Source organism: Afifella sp. H1R (assembly GCF_021462425.1).
GTDB classification, from domain to species: domain Bacteria; phylum Pseudomonadota; class Alphaproteobacteria; order Rhizobiales; family Afifellaceae; genus Afifella; species Afifella aestuarii.
Window position 1 is genome coordinate 1 of record NZ_JAKEDY010000003.1, and the last position, 19,930, is coordinate 19,930.

17 protein-coding genes are annotated in these 19,930 nt (G+C 62.1%); 7 read left to right on the top strand and 10 right to left on the bottom strand.

What is annotated here, in order from left to right; all coding sequences use genetic code 11:
- From L0F51_RS17050 to L0F51_RS17065, 4 genes are all read right to left on the bottom strand, one after another.
- The coding region (locus L0F51_RS17050; RefSeq protein WP_234630397.1) for a S1 RNA-binding domain-containing protein at window positions 1-454 on the bottom strand (454 nt) is incomplete at its 3' end.
- 868 nt (window positions 455-1,322) lie between these two features.
- Complete coding sequence (locus L0F51_RS17055; RefSeq protein WP_234630398.1) at window positions 1,323-5,078, bottom strand: vitamin B12-dependent ribonucleotide reductase; 3,756 nt, start codon at window positions 5,076-5,078, stop codon at window positions 1,323-1,325.
- 485 nt (window positions 5,079-5,563) lie between these two features.
- The gene (locus L0F51_RS17060; protein WP_234630399.1) at window positions 5,564-7,621 is read right to left on the bottom strand and encodes a bifunctional diguanylate cyclase/phosphodiesterase; all 2,058 of its coding nucleotides are present in this window, start codon (window positions 7,619-7,621) and stop codon (window positions 5,564-5,566) included.
- Window positions 7,622-7,895: 274 nt separating this feature from the next.
- The gene (locus L0F51_RS17065; protein ID WP_234630400.1) at window positions 7,896-8,768 is read right to left on the bottom strand and encodes an alpha/beta hydrolase; all 873 of its coding nucleotides are present in this window, start codon (window positions 8,766-8,768) and stop codon (window positions 7,896-7,898) included.
- 137 nt (window positions 8,769-8,905) lie between these two features.
- On the opposite strand from L0F51_RS17065, the gene aroQ reads away from it, so the two are divergent.
- From aroQ to aat, 4 genes are read left to right on the top strand one after another with little or no spacing between them, the layout of a single operon-like run.
- Window positions 8,906-9,358, top strand: a complete 453-nt coding sequence (gene aroQ, locus L0F51_RS17070; RefSeq protein ID WP_128292463.1) for a type II 3-dehydroquinate dehydratase — start codon at window positions 8,906-8,908, stop codon at window positions 9,356-9,358.
- A 2-nt stretch (window positions 9,359-9,360) separates the two neighbouring features.
- On the top strand, window positions 9,361-9,831 hold the full coding sequence (gene accB, locus L0F51_RS17075) for an acetyl-CoA carboxylase biotin carboxyl carrier protein (RefSeq protein ID WP_234630401.1): 471 nt from the start codon (window positions 9,361-9,363) through the stop codon (window positions 9,829-9,831).
- Between the two features lie 17 nt (window positions 9,832-9,848).
- Complete coding sequence (gene accC / locus L0F51_RS17080) at window positions 9,849-11,213, top strand: acetyl-CoA carboxylase biotin carboxylase subunit (RefSeq protein ID WP_092809252.1); 1,365 nt, start codon at window positions 9,849-9,851, stop codon at window positions 11,211-11,213.
- A gap of 4 nt (window positions 11,214-11,217) precedes the next feature.
- The gene (aat, locus tag L0F51_RS17085) at window positions 11,218-11,895 is read left to right on the top strand and encodes a leucyl/phenylalanyl-tRNA--protein transferase (RefSeq protein ID WP_234630402.1); all 678 of its coding nucleotides are present in this window, start codon (window positions 11,218-11,220) and stop codon (window positions 11,893-11,895) included.
- Here the strand turns inward: aat and L0F51_RS17090 are convergent.
- The 4 genes from L0F51_RS17090 to L0F51_RS17105 all read right to left on the bottom strand — a co-directional run bounded on the left by L0F51_RS17090 (window position 11,892) and on the right by L0F51_RS17105 (window position 15,210).
- Window positions 11,892-12,359 carry a DUF2155 domain-containing protein gene (locus tag L0F51_RS17090; protein WP_234630403.1) on the bottom strand — a complete coding sequence of 156 codons (468 nt, stop codon included), beginning with the start codon at window positions 12,357-12,359 and terminating at the stop codon, window positions 11,892-11,894. The genes aat and L0F51_RS17090 overlap by 4 nt on opposite strands.
- Before the next feature lie 132 nt (window positions 12,360-12,491).
- Window positions 12,492-12,872 carry an NADH:ubiquinone oxidoreductase subunit NDUFA12 gene (locus L0F51_RS17095; RefSeq protein ID WP_128292468.1) on the bottom strand — a complete coding sequence of 127 codons (381 nt, stop codon included), beginning with the start codon at window positions 12,870-12,872 and terminating at the stop codon, window positions 12,492-12,494.
- A gap of 80 nt (window positions 12,873-12,952) precedes the next feature.
- Complete coding sequence (locus L0F51_RS17100; protein WP_234630404.1) at window positions 12,953-13,771, bottom strand: DsbA family protein; 819 nt, start codon at window positions 13,769-13,771, stop codon at window positions 12,953-12,955.
- A 35-nt stretch (window positions 13,772-13,806) separates the two neighbouring features.
- Window positions 13,807-15,210 carry a M48 family metalloprotease gene (locus tag L0F51_RS17105; protein WP_234630405.1) on the bottom strand — a complete coding sequence of 468 codons (1,404 nt, stop codon included), beginning with the start codon at window positions 15,208-15,210 and terminating at the stop codon, window positions 13,807-13,809.
- A gap of 128 nt (window positions 15,211-15,338) precedes the next feature.
- On the opposite strand from L0F51_RS17105, the gene L0F51_RS17110 reads away from it, so the two are divergent.
- The gene (locus L0F51_RS17110; protein ID WP_370642442.1) at window positions 15,339-16,526 is read left to right on the top strand and encodes an aminotransferase class I/II-fold pyridoxal phosphate-dependent enzyme; all 1,188 of its coding nucleotides are present in this window, start codon (window positions 15,339-15,341) and stop codon (window positions 16,524-16,526) included.
- On the opposite strand, the gene L0F51_RS17115 is transcribed toward L0F51_RS17110, so the two are convergent.
- Window positions 16,527-16,682: a hypothetical protein gene (locus L0F51_RS17115; protein WP_164879643.1), complete on the bottom strand. Its 156-nt coding sequence runs from the start codon at window positions 16,680-16,682 to the stop codon at window positions 16,527-16,529.
- A gap of 113 nt (window positions 16,683-16,795) precedes the next feature.
- On the bottom strand, window positions 16,796-17,212 hold the full coding sequence (locus L0F51_RS17120) for a hypothetical protein (RefSeq protein WP_234630406.1): 417 nt from the start codon (window positions 17,210-17,212) through the stop codon (window positions 16,796-16,798).
- Between the two features lie 141 nt (window positions 17,213-17,353).
- On the opposite strand from L0F51_RS17120, the gene L0F51_RS17125 reads away from it, so the two are divergent.
- Together L0F51_RS17125 and L0F51_RS17130 are read left to right on the top strand one after the other, a co-directional pair.
- Complete coding sequence (locus tag L0F51_RS17125; RefSeq protein WP_128292472.1) at window positions 17,354-18,982, top strand: long-chain-fatty-acid--CoA ligase; 1,629 nt, start codon at window positions 17,354-17,356, stop codon at window positions 18,980-18,982.
- Window positions 18,983-18,995: 13 nt separating this feature from the next.
- The gene (locus L0F51_RS17130; RefSeq protein WP_234630407.1) at window positions 18,996-19,829 is read left to right on the top strand and encodes a DUF1499 domain-containing protein; all 834 of its coding nucleotides are present in this window, start codon (window positions 18,996-18,998) and stop codon (window positions 19,827-19,829) included.
- Window positions 19,830-19,930: the final 101 nt, after the last annotated feature.

Here is a 19,930-nt window from a genome sequence, read left to right on the forward strand (position 1 = left end):
ACTGCGGCGTCTGCATCAAGGGGCCGACATCCTTCACCGGGCGCACATCGACCTGCGAACGCGGCAGGAACGCCACGGCGCCGTCGAGATCGACGGTGAAACCGCCATTCACTTGGTTGCAAATAACGCCCTGAACGGCCTCGTTCTTCTCGAATATTTCCTCTAGTCGAGCCCAAGATCTTGAATATTCGAATCGCTTATAGCTTTTGCTCGATCTTGAAGTATAATCATGACATTGGTCGGGGGATATTTGCGTATAATTATCAATATAAGACTTATCAATATTTATCTTGAGGTCGAGACCTCTTAAGTCTTGCCCGCGTATATCAGCTCCATCGAGATTGATGCCTCGGTAAAAAATTTTCGGATCTGCCCCGGCAATTTGCGCAAGAATGCGGAGATCTCCCGTGTCGCTATCGAGTATTTCTACGACTTTATCGAGCCAGTTATTCATATAATATTACGTAGATTGTGATATAACATTTGCAATTGTTATGTACGCAAATTTTTCGTCAAGAGGTCCTGTATATAAACCCTCTCTAGATAGCACATCTCGAATGTATGCTTCAGCAGCTGCTATTTTATTTCGCGAGGAGGTGTTTTGTTTAACAATATCCCAGCGTTTTCGGTCTTTTAATTCCAGTTCGCTGATATGTAGATCTTCTCTGTGGGCTCGAATTTCGACATGAACGGCAGGCGGTATGCCGCTAGATGGGTCGTCTCTGCAGTCGATGAGCCGTAGTCTAGGATAGGATGTTGCGTCCCAAGGCTTTCCGTCAAGGTGAAGTTTATCGGAGCCAGCATACGGGCTAACTCTCCATCGATAAAATCCGTCTTCGGTTATTGATTGGGTGACAGAAAAATCTTTTGATCTTCTTTCTACGGTCAGTTTGTCGGATTCAGAATGGGTTATATTGGCGGAAAAACTTCCCCCTAAACGAGCGCGTGGCGTAACGTTGCTTAGGTGCACCCCTGCGGCCGTCCCGGCATCAACGCCGGAACTCTGCTCAACGGTCCGAAGGTGCACCGTCCTCAGTGATACGTGGTCCCGTGAGACAGAGGACGGATCAACACGAACGGGCTCCGTCTCGGGAATAACTACGACAATCTCTGCATTCTTGAGGCTTAGTCGAAAGCGTACGGGAGATGATTCTTCAGCACCAAACCTACCTACACCGAACGTAACGTCTACGTGCAAGTCGGCGCGTGGATGTTCGGAGCCGAGTTCATTATGCCAAGCGTCGACGCTTACAACATCTGAGAGTATCCGAGCATAATTGTTTCTCTGCATTGAAGCATGAAAGAGCAACGTACACAGAAAATCAACTGCACCCGCTCGTCGAGCCGCACGTGTCGCACTTCAGGCAGGTGCCGTTGCGGACCATGGTGAAGTTGCCGCATTCGGTGCAGGCTTCGCCCTCGTAGCCCTTCATGCGGGCCATCGCGACTTGCGTCGCCTTGTCGGGGCTGGCGGCCGTTTCCGTCTGTGGCTCTTCGATGTCGAGCGGTGCCACATGGGCATGCTGTTCCGCCTCCGGGGCGAGATCGCGCTTGAAGGCGAGGTTGCCCTTGGCCATCGGCTGGCCTGAGGAGATCGCCGTCACGTTGGAGCTTGCAGGCTTTGCCGGAGCCGTGTCGGCGGAGCCTTTCGGCTCGTTGCCGGCGAACACCCGGAAGCGGCTCGTCTGGCCGCGCACCAGCCCGTGCGAGACGGGGGCAGGGGCCGGCCGGTCACCTTCCACGCCGCGTCCGATCGAGGTGGAGCGGATGTCCTCCGGGGCGACATGTGCGAGATCGTGGCGGCCGAGATAGGAGATGGCGAGCTCGCGGAAGACGTAATCGAGGATCGAGGTGGCGTTCTTGATCGCCTCGTTGCCGGTCACCATGCCCGCGGGTTCGAAGCGGGTGAAGGTGAAGGCGTCGACATATTCCTCAAGCGGCACGCCGTATTGCAGACCGAGCGAAATGGCGATGGCGAAATTGTTCATCATGGCGCGGAAGGCGGCGCCTTCCTTGTGCATGTCGATGAAGATTTCGCCGATGCGCCCGTCGTCGAACTCGCCGGTCCTGAGATAGACCTTGTGGCCGCCGATGATCGCCTTCTGGGTATAGCCCTTGCGGCGGTTCGGCAGTTTTTCGCGCTCGCGCACATGCACTTCGCGCTCCACGATCCGCTCGACGATCTTTTCCGCCGCGATCGCCGCCTTCTGCGGCGTGTTGGCGGCGGCGATCTCTTCCACGAGATCCTCCGCCTCCTCCTCGTCGTCGGAGAGAAGCTGGGAGTTGAGAGGCTGCGAGAGCTTTGAGCCGTCGCGGTAGAGCGCGTTGGCTTTGAGGCCGAGCTTCCACGACAGCATATAGGCGTTCTTGCAATCCTCGACGGTCGCATCGTTCGGCATGTTGATCGTCTTGGAGATGGCGCCGGAGATGAAGGGCTGGGCCGCCGCCATCATGCGGATATGGCTCTCCACCGACAGATAGCGCTTGCCGAGCCGTCCGCAGGCATTGGCGCAGTCGAAGACCGGCAGATGCTCGTCCTTCAAGTGCGGCGCGCCTTCAAGCGTCATCGCCCCGCAGCAGAAGGTGTTGGCGGCCTCGATCTCGCTCTTGGAAAAGCCGAGATGGGCGAGAACGTCGAAGGCGGGATCGGCCATCGCTTCGGCGGAGACGCCGAGAGACGCCATCTCTTCGTCGCCGAGCGTCCAGCGGTTGAAGACGAATTTGATGTCGAAGGCGGAGGCAAGAGCTGCCTTCACCTTGGCGATCGCCGCCTCCGACAGGCCCTTCTCCTGAAGGGCCGCAATGTTCACGCCCGGGGCATCGTCGAGCGAGCCGTGGCCGACGGCATAATCGGCGATGTCGGACATCTGTTCGGCCGTATAGCCGAGCCGCTTCAAGGCTTCCGGCACCGCCCGGTTGATGATCTTGAAATAGCCGCCGCCGGCGAGCTTCTTGAATTTCACCAGCGCAAAATCGGGCTCGATGCCGGTCGTGTCGCAATCCATGACGAGGCCGATCGTGCCGGTCGGGGCGAGCACCGTCGCCTGGGCGTTGCGATAGCCGTGCTTCTCGCCGAGATCGAGCGCCCGGTCCCAGGCCGCCTTGGCGTGCTCCGACAAGGCCTTGCCGTCGTCGCCGAGGCGAACGCAGACGTCGTGATCGAGCGGCACCGGATTGGTGTTGAGTCCGTCATAACCCGAGGCCTCGCCATGCGCGGCCTGCCGGTGGTTGCGGATGACGCGCAGCATATGCGCCCGGTTCGGCGGAAAGCCCTGGAAGGCGCCGAGTTCGGCCGCCATTTCCGCCGAGGTGGCATAGGCGGTCCCGGTCATGATGGCGCTGATCGCCCCGCAGATGGCACGGCCTTCCTCGCTGTCATAGGGGATGGCCGAGCTCATCAGAAGCCCGCCGATATTGGCGAAGCCGAGACCCAGCGTGCGGAACTTGTAGGAAAGCTGTGCGATCTCCTTCGACGGGAACTGCGCCATCAGGACGGAGATCTCAAGCACGACCGTCCACAGCCGCACGGCATGCTCGAAAGCTTCCACGTCGAAGGCGCGGTGGCCGCTCTCGTCGGCCTCCTTCAGGAACTGCAGAAGGTTGAGCGAGGCGAGATTGCAGGCCGTGTCGTCGAGGAACATGTACTCCGAGCACGGATTGGAGGCGTTGATGCGCCCCGAGGCCGGGCAGGTGTGCCAGTCGTTCATCGTCGAGTTGAAGTGGAGGCCGGGATCCGCAGAGGCCCAGGCGGCAAAGCCGATCTGGTCCCACAGCTCGCGTGCCCGCACACGCTTGGCGACCTTGCCGTCGATGCGGTTGATGAGGTCCCAGGTGCCGTCGGATTCCACGGCGCGCAGGAAGTCGTCGCGGATCGAGACGGAATTGTTGGAGTTCTGGCCCGAAACGGTGAGGTAGGCCTCCGAATCCCAATCGGTGTTGTAGGTCGGGAATTCGATGTCGGTGTAGCCCTGGCGCGCGAACTGGATGACGCGGCGGATATAGGCCTCCGGCACCTGCGCCTTCTTGGCGGCGCGCACTTCGCGCTTCAGGGCCGGGTTCTTGGCGGGCTCGAAGCAATCGCCGCCCGGACCTTCGCAGTTCACGCAGGCGCGCATCACGGCTTTGAGGTGCTGCGAAACGATTTTCGAGCCGGTGACGAGGGCGGCCACCTTCTGCTCTTCGCGCACCTTCCAGTCGATGTACTGCTCGATGTCGGGATGATCGATGTCGACGATCACCATCTTCGCCGCGCGCCGCGTCGTGCCGCCCGACTTGATGGCGCCCGCCGCGCGGTCGCCGATCTTGAGGAAGCTCATCAGGCCCGACGATTTGCCGCCGCCCGACAGCTTTTCGCCTTCGCCGCGCAAGTTCGAAAAGTTCGAACCGGTGCCCGAACCGTATTTGAACAGCCGCGCCTCGCGCACCCACAGATCCATGATGCCGCCCTCGTTGACGAGGTCGTCGGCGACCGACTGGATGAAGCAGGCATGCGGCTGCGGATGCTCGTAGGAGCTCTTCGACTTGACGAGTTTTCCGGTCTGGAAGTCGACGTAATAATGGCCCTGGCTCGGCCCATCGATGCCATAGGCCCAAAAGAGGCCCGTATTGAACCATTGCGGAGAATTCGGCGCCGCCTTCTGGGTGGCGAGCATGTAGCGCATCTCGTCGAAGAAGGCTTCCGCATCCTCTTCGCCGTCGAAATAGCCGCCCTTCCAGCCCCAATAGGCCCAGGCGCCGGCGAGCCGGTCGAAGACCTGACGCGCGTCGCTCTCAGAACCGGTGCGCTCTTCCTCGGGCAGATCGGCAAGCGCCTCCGAATCGGCGACCGAGCGCCACAGGAAGGAGGGCACGGAATTTTCTTCGACGCGGGTCAGCCGCGCCGGCACGCCCGCCTTGCGGAAATATTTCTGCGCCAGGATATCGGCCGCCACCTGGCTGAACTGCGCCGGCACCTCGAAATTCTCCAGCCGGAAGACGACGGACCCGTCCGGATTGCGGATCTCGCTGGTGGCTGTGCGAAATTCGATGGACGCGTAGGGCGACTGCCCCGCCTGCGTGTAATGGCGCGAAATCCGCATAATCTCTCCTCATCCCAAGGGCCGGCCATGCTGACCGCCCTTTGCCTGGAGTCCGTTTGAAAGGACTGCCGCATTTGTCCCAGAGAATGGCTCGCCCCGATGTTGGCGGGGTCGCAAACCGATCCTCCATATATAGTGTAAACAAACCCCTAAATCCACCATATATTGCGGTTTTGTGACGACGGGGTTCGTTTGCTCAAGGCACAGCTAAGGGCCGAGCGCGGGGCCCGGACTCTCACTCGAAAACTGTGATTTTACGCTGACTTATGACGGCGACGCCGTGGGCGCCTGTCGTTGTCCGGAAGCTATGTGCTTCGGCGCCGCTTCGTCAATCCCTTGTGGGCATCACAAGCGATGAATCGAGATGTTGTGGAGGAAGCGCAGATATGTGGGGAAAAGCGTGCACGCAGCCCCGAGGCCGGCAGCAGGCAGCGAGGCGATTCGCTCAAGGCAGCAAAGGCTTTGCGGGCAGTTTCTAAGGCTTTCTAGGGGCGTTGCCGGCCCGGCCAGCCAAGCACACAGCCGTGCAGATCGAGAAGCGGCATCGCCATGCCGAAGAGGCGTCCCTGGCCTTCAGGACAGCCATGCGTTTTGAGCCATTGCGCCTGTTCTGAGGTTTCCACGCCTTCAGCCGTCACCCCGAGACCGAGGCTCTTGGCGAGAGACAAGATCGCCTCGACGATCGTCGCATGGGTATCGTCAACGCACACCGAGCTGATGAAGCTCTGCTCGATCTTGAGACGCGTCACCGGATAGCGGGTGAGCATGGAGAGCGAGGCATAGCCGGTCCCGTAATCATCGAAGGCGAGGGAGCAGCCGAGATCGGTGATTCGGTCGAGCCTGGCGAGGGTCGCCTCGTCGTTGGACAGAATCACGTGCTCGGTGATCTCGATCTCGAGGAGATGCGCCGGCAGACTGCTTTCCGCGAGACAGCGCTCGATCGTGCGGTCGAGCGCGCCGCTCTGCAGCTGGGCTGAAAACAAATTGACGGCGACGCGCAAAGGCTCGCCCTGGGCCGCCAGTTTTGCCGCGTCGAGACAGGCCCGTCGCAGCACCCAGTCTCCCGTCGGTCGCGCCCAGCGACTTTGGGCGAGGATCGGCAGAAAGTCCTTCGGTTCGAGCAGGCCCCGCTCGGGATGACGCCAGCGCAAGAGCGCCTCGGCGCCGATGATGTTGCCATCCTGCAGCGCGACCTGCGGCTGATAGAAGAGATCGAACTCGTCCTCGTCGAGCGCCCGCTCGAATTCGTCGAAAAGCTGCTGTCGTCGATGCAGACGCTCACGCAGCGCAGGCGCGAAGAACGCCGTTTCCCCTTGGCCGGCCCGTTTTGCCTCCGCAACGGCAAGATCGGCTTCGACGAGAAGCGTGCCCATGCCTTCGCGGCGCTCTTTGGCAAAAGCGATGCCGATGCCCGCTGAAAGATGCACGCTGCGTTCGGGAGCCGGGAAGGGGCAGGCGAACGCCTCGTGGATCTGTTGCGCCATGGCGAGTACCTCGCCGCTGCGATCCATTCCGGGGAGGAGCACACCGAATTCGTCGCTGCCGAGGCGGGCGATCGGCGCCTCGTCCGGGATCACATCGCGCAGACGCCGCGCCACGGCGCGCAGAACCTCGTCGCCGATCGCATGACCGAATCGGTCGTTCGTGTCTTTGAAATTGTCGATGTCGACGATCAGAAAGCCCATGCGCGACACGCGCGCCCCATGCTCTGTGAAGAGCTGCGCGAGCCGTCGCCTGTTCGGGAGACCCGTGAGGTGGTCGTAATGCGCCAGTCGGAAGAGCGTCTCCTGCTGCCAGCGCCTCTCGGTGATATCACCGAGCGTACCGATGATGCGCGAGAGCGTGCCGTTCGCACGAAAGACGAGGCGGGCGGAACATGCGGCCCAGATCGTTTCGGCCGGGTCCCCGCGGCGGATGCGAAACTCGGTCTCGAAGCGCTCCTCGCTGCGCCGTGTCACCGCATCACGGAAAAGAGCCATCAACGCCGGGCGATCATCGGGATGGAGAACGGCATGGCGTTCCTTCGGCGTCAGGCGAAGGCCGGGACGCTGCAGCAGTTGAGCCGCGGTTTCCGACAGCCAGGTGACGCCTGTCGCAACGTCATATTCCCAGATGCCGAGGCCGGTGCTCTCCAGGGCGAGCCGCAAGCGTTCCTCGCTCAGACCGAGAGCGGCTTCCATCGTGACGTGGTCATGGATGTCGCCGACCGTGCCGACCCATTCCTGCACGCCTCCCTCGTCCGTCATCAGCGGGATGCCGCGCCCGCGTGTCCAGCGATACGAGCCGTCCGCCTGACGAAGGCGATAATGCATGTCGAAGGGCGACACCTCGGCAAGGCAGCGATGCCACTTCGCACGCATCGGCTCCTGGTCTTCTGGATGCACCAGCGCGATGCAGGCGAACGGCAAGACCGTCGGAGCCTCCATCTGGCGCGTATCCGCAAGGGCCGCCAAAGGCGTTCCATCCGGCGCCGCGCGCCAGATCAAAAGAGCGCCCGCCTCGGCAATGGCGCGAGCGCTTTCTTCCAGCGAATAGCGCTGCATCTCGCTGCTCGTTGCGGACACCGTGCCTGCCTGCCTTTCCCGTGCTTTGTTCAGCTTGTTTTTGGCAAGATTGACGAGGAGATGGACAGGCGGATGCCTTTGCTGCGATGCACCCATACGGCCCTTATTCGCCGTGGGGTAGAAATCGGTCGGGCCGTTCGCCTGGACGAATCACTTACCCGGGAATTATCGCTCTTTTACGTCGTGTCTGGAATGAGACGAAACGTACAAATTGTCGAAAAGTTATGTCTTTTTCACGCTTTGTGTGAAGCCTTCAGGTCGCCGGAACGGCTTCTCGAATGGGCTCTTCCGATGGCCTCGGCGGCTGCGAATACGCGGTGATGAAGCCGCCCAAATCGGCAAGGAGAGGGGCTCTGCGCTGCAGCAATGGCAGCAGAGTCCCGATAAGCTCCGCATGGCCGATTTTCGGATAGACGACATGCGTGACGTTCTCGTTGCCAAAGCTGCGCAGCTTTCTGGCGAGGCGTTCCGAATTGGCCGGATCGACGGTCCGGTCGGCGGTGCCGGTGGCGAGGAAGACCGGCGGTGTCGGGCCTTCCACGAAGGCGATGGGTTGGCTTGCCGCGCGCGTCTCCAAGGGAAAGACGCGCTTGTAGCGTTCCTCTTCGAGCGGCAGGAAGTCGTAAGGACCGGCGAGACCGATCGCGCCTTGCACAGCGGTCTCCACCGCGCTGCCGGCTTTTGCGAGATAGCGGCGGTCGAGCGTCAGAAGGAAAGCGATCTGGGCTCCGGCCGAATGCCCGGCGAGAAAGACCGGGCGACGGAGCCCGTCGGCCTTGCCGGAGGCGAGGAAGGCGACGGCCTTCGCCCCGTCTTCGACGAACTGAGGAAAGTGCACGTCCGGATAGAGGCGGTAATCGGGGATTGCGACGTCGCAGCCGAGCGCGGTGAACGCCTGGGCGACGAATCGATAATCCGCCTTTTTGCCGCTGTCCCATCCGCCGCCATAGAAAAACACCACCAGCGGTGTGTTCTCACGTGGTGATTCGCTCTTGTAGAGATCGAGCTTGCGGCGCGGTCCAACGCCGTACGCGATGTCGGATATCCGCTGATAGCCCCGCTTCGGGGAGGTGAGGTCGGCAAACCGCAAGGCGGCGTCCTGCCAGAGATAGGAAAGTGACAACATGGTGAAGAAGTTGGTGGGAACCTTGCCTCTATTATGGCTGCCGCGGCGAAATGGTTGCGGGAAACCCGCCGCGTTCGTTTGACCCGCTCGTCAAAACGTCTAAAACACGCCCAATTGCCCACCTCCTTAATGGCTGCATGGCGCCCGTCCTCCATATCCTCAACGGTCCAAATCTCAACCGTCTCGGTGTCCGGGAACCGTCGATCTATGGAATGGCTACGCTTGCCGATATCGAAGCGATGTTGCGCGACCGCCTTCAGGAGCGGGGATACGATTTGATTTTTCGTCAGACCAACCATGAAGGCGAACTTGTCGAGTTCGTCCATGCGGCGGATGGCGCGAAGGGTGTGGTGCTCAATGCGGGCGCCTACACCCATACTTCTGTGGCGCTCGCCGATGCGGTTCGTTCCATCGCTGCGCCCGTCATTGAAGTGCATTTGTCGAACGTCTTCGCTCGCGAAGCGTTCAGACACCATTCTTATATCGCGCCGGTGGCGCAAGGTGTGGTCTGTGGCTTCGGCGCGCAGTCCTACTGGCTGGCAGCCGAAGCGCTGATCGAGATGAACGAGGCCGGGAGGCTTGAGACTTAGGCATGGCTGAAAAGAAGCGTGCGATCGACAAGGAGCTGGTGCGTGAGCTGGCCGAGCTCCTGAAGGAAACCGAGCTTTCCGAGATCGAAATCGAAAACGAAGATTTGCGCATCCGCGTGGCGCGCAATCTGGGGCCGGCGCCGGCGGCGAATTATGCCGTCTCCGTGCCGGCGGAAGCTGCACCCTCCGCACGCGACGCGGCGGATGCATCGGAAGCGATGGACGATCCGAGCCGGCATCCGGGCTGTGTTCCTTCGCCCATGGTCGGAACGGTCTACCGTGCGCCCGCGCCAGGCGCGCGGCCTTTCGTCGAAATCGGCGATACGGTGCGCGAAGGCCAGACGGTCCTCATCGTGGAAGCGATGAAGCACATGAACGAAGTCGCGGCTCCGCATTCCGGACGCGTCAGCGCCGTCCTCGTCGAGGATGGCCAGCCGGTGGAATACGGCGAGCCCCTGTTGATCATCGAATGAGACGAACAGGCGGGCCGATGTTTTCCAAGGTTCTGATCGCCAATCGCGGGGAAATCGCACTCAGGATCCTGCGTGCCTGCAAGGAGCTGGGCGTGCAGACCGTGGCTGTGCACTCGACCGCCGATGCGGACGCCATGCATGTGCGTCTCGCCGACGAGAGCGTGTGTATCGGTCCGCCCTCGGCTTCCCAGAGTTATCTCAACATTCCTACGATCGTCTCCGCCTGCGAGATCACTGGCGCAGACGCCGTGCATCCAGGCTACGGCTTTCTGTCGGAAAACGCGCGCTTTGCCGATATTCTCGCCGCCCACGGCATCACCTTCATCGGCCCGACGGCCGAACATATCCGCCTTATGGGCGACAAGGTGCAGGCCAAGGAAACGGCGATGGCGCTCGGCATCCCCGTCGTCCCGGGCTCCAAGGGTGCGATCACCGACGCCGCCGAAGCCTCGCGGATCGCTGCCGAAGTCGGCTACCCCGTCCTCTTGAAGGCCGCAGCCGGCGGCGGTGGCCGCGGCATGAAGGTGGCCAACGGGCCCGATGAAGTGGCGTCGGCGCTCGCAACAGCCAAAGCCGAAGCGATGGCGGCCTTCGGCGACGATTCCATGTATGTGGAAAAATACCTCGCCAATCCGCGCCACATCGAAGTTCAGGTCATGGGCGACGGCGAGGGGACTGCGATCCATCTCGGTGAGCGCGATTGTTCGCTGCAGCGCCGCCACCAGAAGGTCTGGGAAGAGGCGCCGTCTCCCGCCCTCAACGAGGAAGAGCGCAGCCGCATCGGCGAGACCGTCGCCAATGCCATGGCCAATCTCGGCTACCGCGGCGCCGGCACCGTCGAATTCCTCTACGAGAACGGCGAGTTCTATTTCATCGAAATGAACACCCGTCTGCAGGTGGAGCATCCGGTGACGGAGGCGGTGACGGGCATCGATCTCGTCGTCGAACAGCTTCGGGTCGCCGCCGGTTCGCCTCTCTCCGTGCGTCAGGAAGACGTGGTCATAAGGGGCCACGCCATCGAATGCCGCATCAATGCGGAGAACCCGGAGACGTTTTCGCCTTCTCCGGGCCGTATCAGCTATTATCACCCGCCGGGCGGCCTTGGCGTGCGTGTCGATTCGGCCGTCTATCAGGGCTATCGGGTGCCGCCGCATTACGACAGCTTGATCGGCAAGCTGATCGTCTATGGGCGCACGCGGGTGGAATGCATGATGCGCCTGCGCCGCGCCCTCGACGAGTTCGTTGTCGATGGCATCGAGACGACGCTGCCGCTCTTCCGTGATCTTGTGGCGAATGCCGATATTGCCAATGGCGCGTATGATATCCGCTGGCTCGAGAAGTTTCTGGCCGACACGCGCTCGCGCGACAAGCTGATCGCCTGAGCCGATGCGCGGCGAAGACGCATTCGCCATTACGCCCGATATTCTGCTCAAGGCCTATGCCTGCGGCATCTTTCCGATGGCCGATTCGGCCGACGATCCGAACCTGTTTTGGGTCGAGCCGCACGAGCGGGGCATCATCCCGCTCGAGACTTTTCATGTGCCCCGCCGGCTCAGGCGGACCATGCGCTCAGGGCTTTTCGAGATCCGCGTCGACACCGATTTCGACGCGGTGATCGGCGGATGCGCCAGGCGGCGTCCGGGGCGCCGCTCGACATGGATCAACGGCGAGATCCGCCGTCTCTTCGGCGCGCTCTTCAGGCGCGGCTATGTGCATACGGTCGAGGCGTGGCAGGAGGGACGGCTCGTCGGTGGCCTCTACGGCCTGTCGCTGGGCGGCGCCTTCTTCGGCGAGAGCATGTTCTCTGATGCCCGCGATGCCTCGAAGGTGGCGCTCGTCGCCCTCGTCGAACGTTTGCGCGCGGGCGGCTACGCGCTCCTCGACACGCAATTCACGACCTCGCATCTCGAAACCTTCGGCGCCGTGTCCGTGTCGCGTGCGCGCTATCAGGAGATGCTGGAAGAGGCCCTGCAGGTGGAGGCCGACTTCTTCCGTCTCGACAAGATGGATCAGAGTTCGGCCGAAGAGACGGAAGGCGGGGGCGGCCCTGGGGGCCGCGCTTAGTCTTCCGGTGGGGCTTCTTCCTCGGTCCCCTGACTGCTGTCCGGCGCGACCTCGGGCAGAGCATCGGGCCCGCGTGGCTCTTCGCTCATTTCGTCGACACTGGCCTTACAATTGACGAGCCACACGTCGTAGACCGGATGCTCGACGGCGTGCAGGCCGGGGCTCGAGGCGAACATCCAGCCGGTGAAGATGCGCTGCACTTCGTTGGACAGCGTGATCTCGTCGATCTCGACGAACGCCGTCGTCTGCTCCGGCTCCGTCGGCGGGCGCGTATTGCACACCCGGGGCGTCACCTGCAGCGCACCGAATTGCACGGTTTCGTCGATCCGCACATCGAAGGTGATGATCCGGCCGGTGATCTTGTCGAGGCCGCGAAACACGGCCACGGGATTCTTGATGGGCTCTGCCGCTGCAGCCTGGATCGACATGGCGATCGCAAGAGCGGCGAGAAAAATCCGCGTCATAAAAGATATCCGTTCAAAGGGAACGCGATCCGAAGAGCTCCGCTTGCGCCTGCTGGGCTTTGCCAAGTGAGGCTGTGCCCAGTGGCGTTGTGCCCAGTGGCGTTGTGCAAAGACACCCTTTGTGCGGCAGGATCAGGGCGTCCACGGCTCGTAATCGCCGGTGACATTGGGGCGCGTTTCCGGCGTCGTGAGGGATCCCGGCGGATGATAGGCGCCGGCGGTACCGGTCATGTTCGGCCGATGCGGTTTCTCCCAGGCTGGCGCAGTGTAGCTCTCGTCCGTCGGCGGGATATCGGTCCGGTAATGCAGCCAGCCGTACCATCCCGGCGGCACGCGTGATGCTTCCGGATCGCCGTTGTAAAGCACCCAGCGAGAATTGGTCTTACGGTGCCGGTAATAGCGGTTACCGGCATCGTCCTCGCCGACGAAGATGCCTTTGCGCCAAGTGAAGAAGCGCGTGTTGAGGGTCGCGTCGTGCCACCAGGTGAAAAGATGCAGGAAAAACTTCTTCATACGGCCGCTACCCTTTGTTCAAACTCGCGCTCTGACATCAACGCCTCGTTCCCGTCTGTGCCTCAAGCCCAGCAACTCTCTCAGCAACTGAGCGTGTTGCCACCGCATTTGCGCGCAGCGGAAACTTTCTGCTGCAATTGGTCGAAGCCGACCGCGCCCGGAACGGCCTCGTCGGCGATGATGTAGGACGGCGTGCCCGAAATATCGAGAGCGCGCGCCAGAGACTGCACCTCGGTCAGGTTTTCGTCGACGGAGCTCTCGCCGGCCTTGGCCTCGATCGCCGCGACATCGAGATTGAGATCGCGCACCACATCGAGCGCCTTGGCACGGTCCGCCTGGCCGCCGCGCGTCATCATTTCCCGGTGAAAATCGCTATAGCTGTCCGGAGCGACGACGTCGACGGCAACGGCGATCCTGGCGGCCTGCACCGAGCCTTCGGAGAGGATCGGGAACTCCTTCAACACCATCTTGAGGTCGGGATTGTTGTCGATGAGCGCCATCATGTCGGGATAGGCGCGCCGGCAATAGCCGCAATTGTAGTCGAAGAACTCCACGAGCGTGACCGCACCGTCAGGATTGCCGAGCACGACCTGGTTCTTGGAATTGAACAGCTGGTCCTGCATGCGCGTGATCATCTCGCTCTGCTGGCTCCGGGCTTCCTCGACGCGCTTGTTCTGCAGCGCCATGAGCGCCTCTTCGATGACCTCCGGATTGGAGACCAGATAATCGCGCACCAGCTTTTGCGTCGCGCCGGTGCTCTCCTCGGAGACGGCACCTTGCTCGGTCGCTGCGGGCGATGTCTCAGACCCGCTCGTCTGGCTGATCACATAACCGACCGAAACGGCAAGGATCAAAGCTGCAGCGACGATCGAGGCGTAGAAGATACGAAGCGCGTTCATACGGAATACCTGGCTGTGTTCTGTTCCATCAGGACTTAGCGTTGGGTGTCAGGCGGCTTATAGGTGAGAATGTCATCGGCCTGCAGCCATTCCGGCGAGCCGCGCTTCACCTTCGCTTGAACCCGTTTGGCGTAGCTCTGCGCTGTCCGGACGTCGCCGTCAATGAGAAGGCCGTTGGCCGTGGCAAGTTCAGCCTGCGGGATATGGCCCTGACGGGCATAGGCCATGGCGAGATAACGATAACCGAGCGAGGAAAGCGGCTCGCTGGTGACGCCCGCCCGCAAATGACCGATCGCCTCGCCAAGAAGATTGTCACGGCCCGTCTCCAGGATCGCGTGACCGAGCAGGATGCGAATGAGACCGGCATCCGGAGCGAGCGAATACGCTTGCCGCAACGGCGCGACGGCGGCATCGGCCTTGCCGGATTCCAGAAGCGCCTGCCCCTTCAATTCGTAGAAATAGGGATTGTTCGGATCGCTCCTGATGAGGGCGTCGATCTGGCCGAGCGCATTGCGCACGCCTCCCGTGCGGTAGGCGAGGATCGCATGGGCATAGGCGGACGGCAGTGTCTTCTGTGAGCGCGGAAAGCGCTGCTCCACCCGCGCAGGCGATTCCGTGTAGCCGGAGAGTTTTGCCCGCATCATGTCGTGGCGAAGCTGCAGCGAAGGGGGATCCTTGGCATCCCAATACTGGCTCTTGGCTGCAATCGTCTCCAGCTGCGCGATGCGCTCGGCCGGCATCGGGTGCGATTGCACGTAGGGATCGACATATTGCGCCGAAAACAGCGACTGGTCGGCGAATCGGCGGAAGGTCTTGATCATGCCCTTTGCCGATTGGTGGGTGGCATTGAGATAGGTGAGCGCCGCACGGTCGGCCGAGATTTCCTGAGCTCGCCGATAGCTGAGGACGGAGCGCATGGCCATGCCCGGTCCGGCCGTCATGGCCGCCGCGCCCCCGCGCCCGACGGCGCTGGAGCCGGCGGCTGCTCCGGCCACCATCGCACCGGCGCTCAGGATCGAGGCGATGGCGCCGATCGCCTGGGCGCGGGCCATTTCGTTGCGGAGGTTTTGAAGGTGTCCGCCCGCGAGATGTCCCGTCTCGTGGGCAATGACGCCGATGATCTCGTTGGGCGTCTCCGCCTCCAAGAGCGCGCCCGAATTGATGTACATGCGCCGCCCGCTCGCCACGAAGGCGTTGAAATCGCGGTCGTCGATGATGACGATCTGCGCTCCCGAAGAACCGATGCCGGCCGCCCGAAAGATCGGTCGGGCATAATCCATCAGGAGCGCCTCGATCTCCGCATCGCGGATGATCTTCATCTGCCGCTGCTGCGCCGAAGCCGTCTCGGGCTGTGCGGCGAAGGCGAGGCTCGCGGCGAGGCCGAGACTGAAGACGGTCTTTGCAGTGTAGCGGAAGCGGCGCAGGAGGATCGAGGTCATGGCGCGGAAAGGGGACGCAGATGGCCGGTGATGCTGTTCACGGATGCAACTTCACGCTAGGAATTGCGGAACGGCCGGTCAATCGTTCTCAGGCTGGATCCAAGATTAGCATCGACAAAGGGCAAACAATGTGGCGTGCAGATGACGCAGGAGGACGCGTGTTCCCACGTAAGCCGTCCCTGCGCAGCGCGGTGGAACCGTTCATCGCAATGGATGTGCTCTCCGCCGCCGCGAAACTTGAGAGCGAAGGCCGCGACATCGTTCACATGGAAGTCGGCCAGCCCGGCGCCCCGGCGCCCGCCGGTGTCCTGGAGGCTGCCCGCCTGGCGCTCAAGGACGGACGTCTCGGCTACACGGAAGCGCTCGGTATTCGCACGCTGCGGCAAAGGATCGCCCGCCATTACGGCGAAACCTACGGCATCGACCTCGATCCGGAACGGGTGGCGGTGACGACAGGCTCATCGGCCGGCTTCATGCTCGCCTTCCTGGGGGCTTTCGATGCCGGCGCGCGCATCGCCATGGCGGTGCCCGGCTATCCAGCCTACCGCAACATCCTCTCCGTGCTCGGGCTCGAGGCGGTCGAAATCCCGGTCGGTCCCGATACGCACTGGATCCTGACGCCCGACCATTTGCGGCGCGCGCATCGCGAAACGCCGCTGTCAGGCCTTTTGATCGCAAGTCCGGCCAACCCGACCGGCACCATGACCCCGCCTGAGGAACTCGAGGCGCTGGTCGCCACCTGCAACGAGCTCGGTATCCGATTCATCTCGGACGAGATCTATCACGGTCTCGATTTTGCCGGCCGCGCGGAAACGGCGCTGAGGTTTTCCAACGAAGCGATCGTGATCAATTCGTTCTCGAAATATTATTGCATGACCGGCTGGCGCATCGGCTGGATGGTGCTGCCCGAATATCTCGTGCGGCCGATGGAGTGTCTGGCGCAGTCGCTCTACATTTCCGTGCCGGATCTGTCGCAGCGCGCGGCGATCGCCGCCTTCGACTGCACGCAGGAGCTGGAAGCGATCAAGGCCGGTTACGCGCGCAATCGCACGCTTCTTCTGGAGCGGATGCCGAAACTCGGCTTCCAGGCGATACCGCCGGCCGACGGTGCCTTCTACGTCTACGCGTCTGTCGCCCGCTTCACCAACGATTCGACGAGCTTTGCCCGTCGCATGCTGGAGGAGGCAAGCGTCGCTGCCACGCCCGGCGCCGATTTCGATCCGGCGCGCGGCCACCTGACCATGCGCTTCTCCTTCGCAGGCGCGGAGGAGGCGATGCAGGAAGGGCTGAGCCGCTTGGAGCGGTGGCTGGCCTGATCAGCCCTTCTGCGCGGCCTTGGCCTGAGCGCTTTTCATCGTGGCAGCGGCCCGGACGGCCGGAATGCCGATCTGCTGATAGCGCTGGCGCAGCCGCTCCGCGACTTGTTGATCGTGATGTTGCGACTGGAAAGCCGTCTCTTTTCGGTCGTGCATCTTGAAGGTCCATTCCGCAGTTGCGGTGTTGAAATTGTGGGCCTCGTAGACTTAAAGCGCTCTTAACGGCAATCCGAAATCGACACCTGCGGCGCTTCGCGCAACACTTTGTTTTAGTTCTCGGTTTCGGCGAGAGGCGTCACGATCTGAGCGTCGGATTGCATACGCCGCAAAACGTCAATCGAGGCGTGCGCGAAATCCTTCAATTCCTCGTCGATCGCCGCCTCGGCCTCATAATGGAAGCCGTCATCATCGTGGCTGACGGCGATGAGAACATCCTCCTTCCCATCGGGCAGACGCACCATCGCCTTCTCCGTGGCCTCGCCGTCGCCGGAAAAACTCGGCAGGACGAAAAGCAGGTCTCCGCCTGAGGTCTCGGCCGCGTGACGCACCAGGTCGATCCAGGAGGCGGTGTCGCCGTCGGCCATGTCGAGAGCCATCTCGAAATCCAACTGCGGCAGAGAGAAACTGTCTTCGCGTTTGTCTTTGCCGTTGCCGGCTTCGATGCCGGCGAGATTTTCTTGAGCCATACGAAGCGCCTAACGCCTGTCTTGGGAAAGAGTTCGACGCGATTGCGGCTTTTTGCGAGCCGAGAGACAATGCGCGCACGCTGCAGCGCTCAATTGTGCTGGGCGATGACATAACGCCGAAAGGCGAGAGGGAGGAACAACATGCACGGTCTCATGCAAGACTGGCCCTTGAACTGCCATCGCATCCTCGATCATGCCGCGACCTATCATGGCGACCGCGAGGTGGTGTCGCGGCTCGTGGAAGGGGAGATTCATCGCACAACTTACCGTGAGATCAGGCGACGGGCCCTGAAGCTGTCGCAGCAGCTGACGGCGCATGGGATCCGGCTCGGCGACCGGGTGGCGACGCTCGGCTGGAACACGATGCGCCATCTGGAAGTCTGGTACGGCGTGATGGGCATCGGCGCGATCTGCCACACGGTCAATCCGCGCCTCTTTGCCGAGCAGATCACCTACATCATCAACCACGCGGAAGACCGACTTCTCTTCACGGATCTCACTTTCGTGCCGCTCGTTGAGAAGCTGAAGGATGCTCTGCCCACCCTGGAGAAGGTGATCGTGATGAGCGATCGGGCGCATCTGCCGTCTTCCTCGCTCGATCTCGTCCCGTATGACGAATGGCTCGACGAAGCGGACGGGGATTTTGCCTGGGAGAGCTTCGACGAAAACACCGCTGCCGGCATGTGCTACACCTCCGGCACGACGGGCGTTCCGAAGGGCGTCATCTATTCGCATCGCTCCAACGTCCTGCATGCGATGGTCGCGAGCCTTCCCGACATGATCGATTTGTCGAGCAGTGACCGGATCATGCCGGTCGTGCCGATGTTTCACGCCAATTGCTGGGCGATCTGTTTTGCCGCTCCCATGGTCGGCGCCGGAATGGTGATGCCCGGGCCGAAAATGGATGGCGCATCCATCTACCAGCTTCTCGACGAGGAGAAGGTGACGGTGACCGCCGCCGTGCCGACGGTATGGCTGATGCTTCTGTCATATCTGGAAGAGACGGGCAGCAAGCTCCCGCATCTCGAGCGGGTGGTCATCGGCGGCTCGGCCTGTCCGCGTGCGGTCATCGAGAAGTTCCAGAACAATTACGATGTGGAGGTCATCCACGCCTGGGGCATGACGGAGACGAGCCCTCTCGGAACGGTGTGCACGCTGACCCCGGAATATCAGGGTCTCAAGGGCGAAGCGCGTCTCGACGTGCTGCAGAAACAGGGGCATCCACCCTTCACGGTCGAGATGAAGGTCACCGACGATGCCGGTGAGCCGCTGCCCTGGGACGGCAAGACTTTCGGGCGCCTGAAGGTCCGCGGACCGGCTGTCGCGAAAGCCTATTTCAAAGGCGAGGGCGGTCCGCTTCTCGACGAGCAAGGTTTCTTCGACACGGGCGACGTCGCTCATATCGACCCTTACGGCTATATGCAGATCACCGACCGCTCCAAAGACGTGATCAAATCGGGTGGCGAATGGATCTCGTCGATCGAGCTCGAAAATGCGGCAGTCGCTCATCCTGATGTCGCCGAAGCCGCGGTGATTGGCGTGGCTAACGAGAAATGGGGCGAGCGCCCGCTCCTCATCATCGTGCCGAAGAAGGATGTGCGGCCCGAGAGGGAAGACATTCTTGACTTCGTTCGTCAGAGAGTGGCCAAGTGGGCCGCTCCCGACGATGTTGCCTTCGTTGAGGAAATCCCACACACGGCGACCGGCAAGATCCAGAAGATGGCGCTGCGCGACCAGTTCCGCGATTACCGCCCGGCCGTCGAAGCCTAGGAAAAGACGATAAGTGGCTGCGCGTCCGCCGATCCGACATTCCCGATCCGCAAGGTGGGCGCGCAGGCTCGCTGTCCTGTCGTTGCCGGTCCTGGTCCTGACGGGGCTTGGCAACCGCTTCGGCTTGATGCCGACGGAAGCCGTCGCGCCGACCGTTGCGCTCGGCTATGGCCTGGCGCTCGTCGCCTTCGCGCTGGCGGTGTTTGCGCTGGTGCGCATCTGGAACGCCAGCGACGAAGGCGCCGGAAAGGCTTTTTCGGCGCTCTTCTTCGCTGCCCCCGCCCTCGTCCTCTTCGGACTCGCCATGGGGGCGCTGGTCGTCTACCCGCCGCTCAACGACATCTCGACGGATGTGGACGATCCGCCACGCTTCTGGACGCACCCCCATGAGGCGATCTCGCTCGCCGATGCGCAGAGCCAGGCATCCGCGTATCCACGCCTTACCGCGCGCTTTTACCCGTTAACGGTCGAGCGCGTGTTTGCCGCCGCGCAGGCCGTCGTGAAAGATCGGGGCTGGAAAGTCGAAGAAAGCCTGGATCCGGTCGAGGGCGAAGGCATCGCGACGATCGAGGCGGTCGCCCGCACGATCCTCTTTGCCTTTCCCGACGATGTGGTGATCCGTATCGCGCCCACGACCGACGGCGACATCGATGGCGCGATCGTCGATATGCGGTCGGCCTCACGCTTCGGGCGCCACGATCTCGGCAAGAACGCGCGCCGCATCAAGGATTTCCTGCGTGATCTCGACGGCGTGTTGCAGGGGACGATCGAGGTCGAACCGGCCCCCGAAGACGAGGAAGAGGAGCGCTTCGGCCCGCTTCCGAGGCCGGAGCCGCCGAGTTCGTGAGCCGCTAAAGCCAGAAACGGTTCGACGGACTCAGAGCGGGCCGCCCGTGTCTGGAGATTTGACCGCGCTTTCCGCCCGTTCCGCAGGCTCGGTTCCGGCAT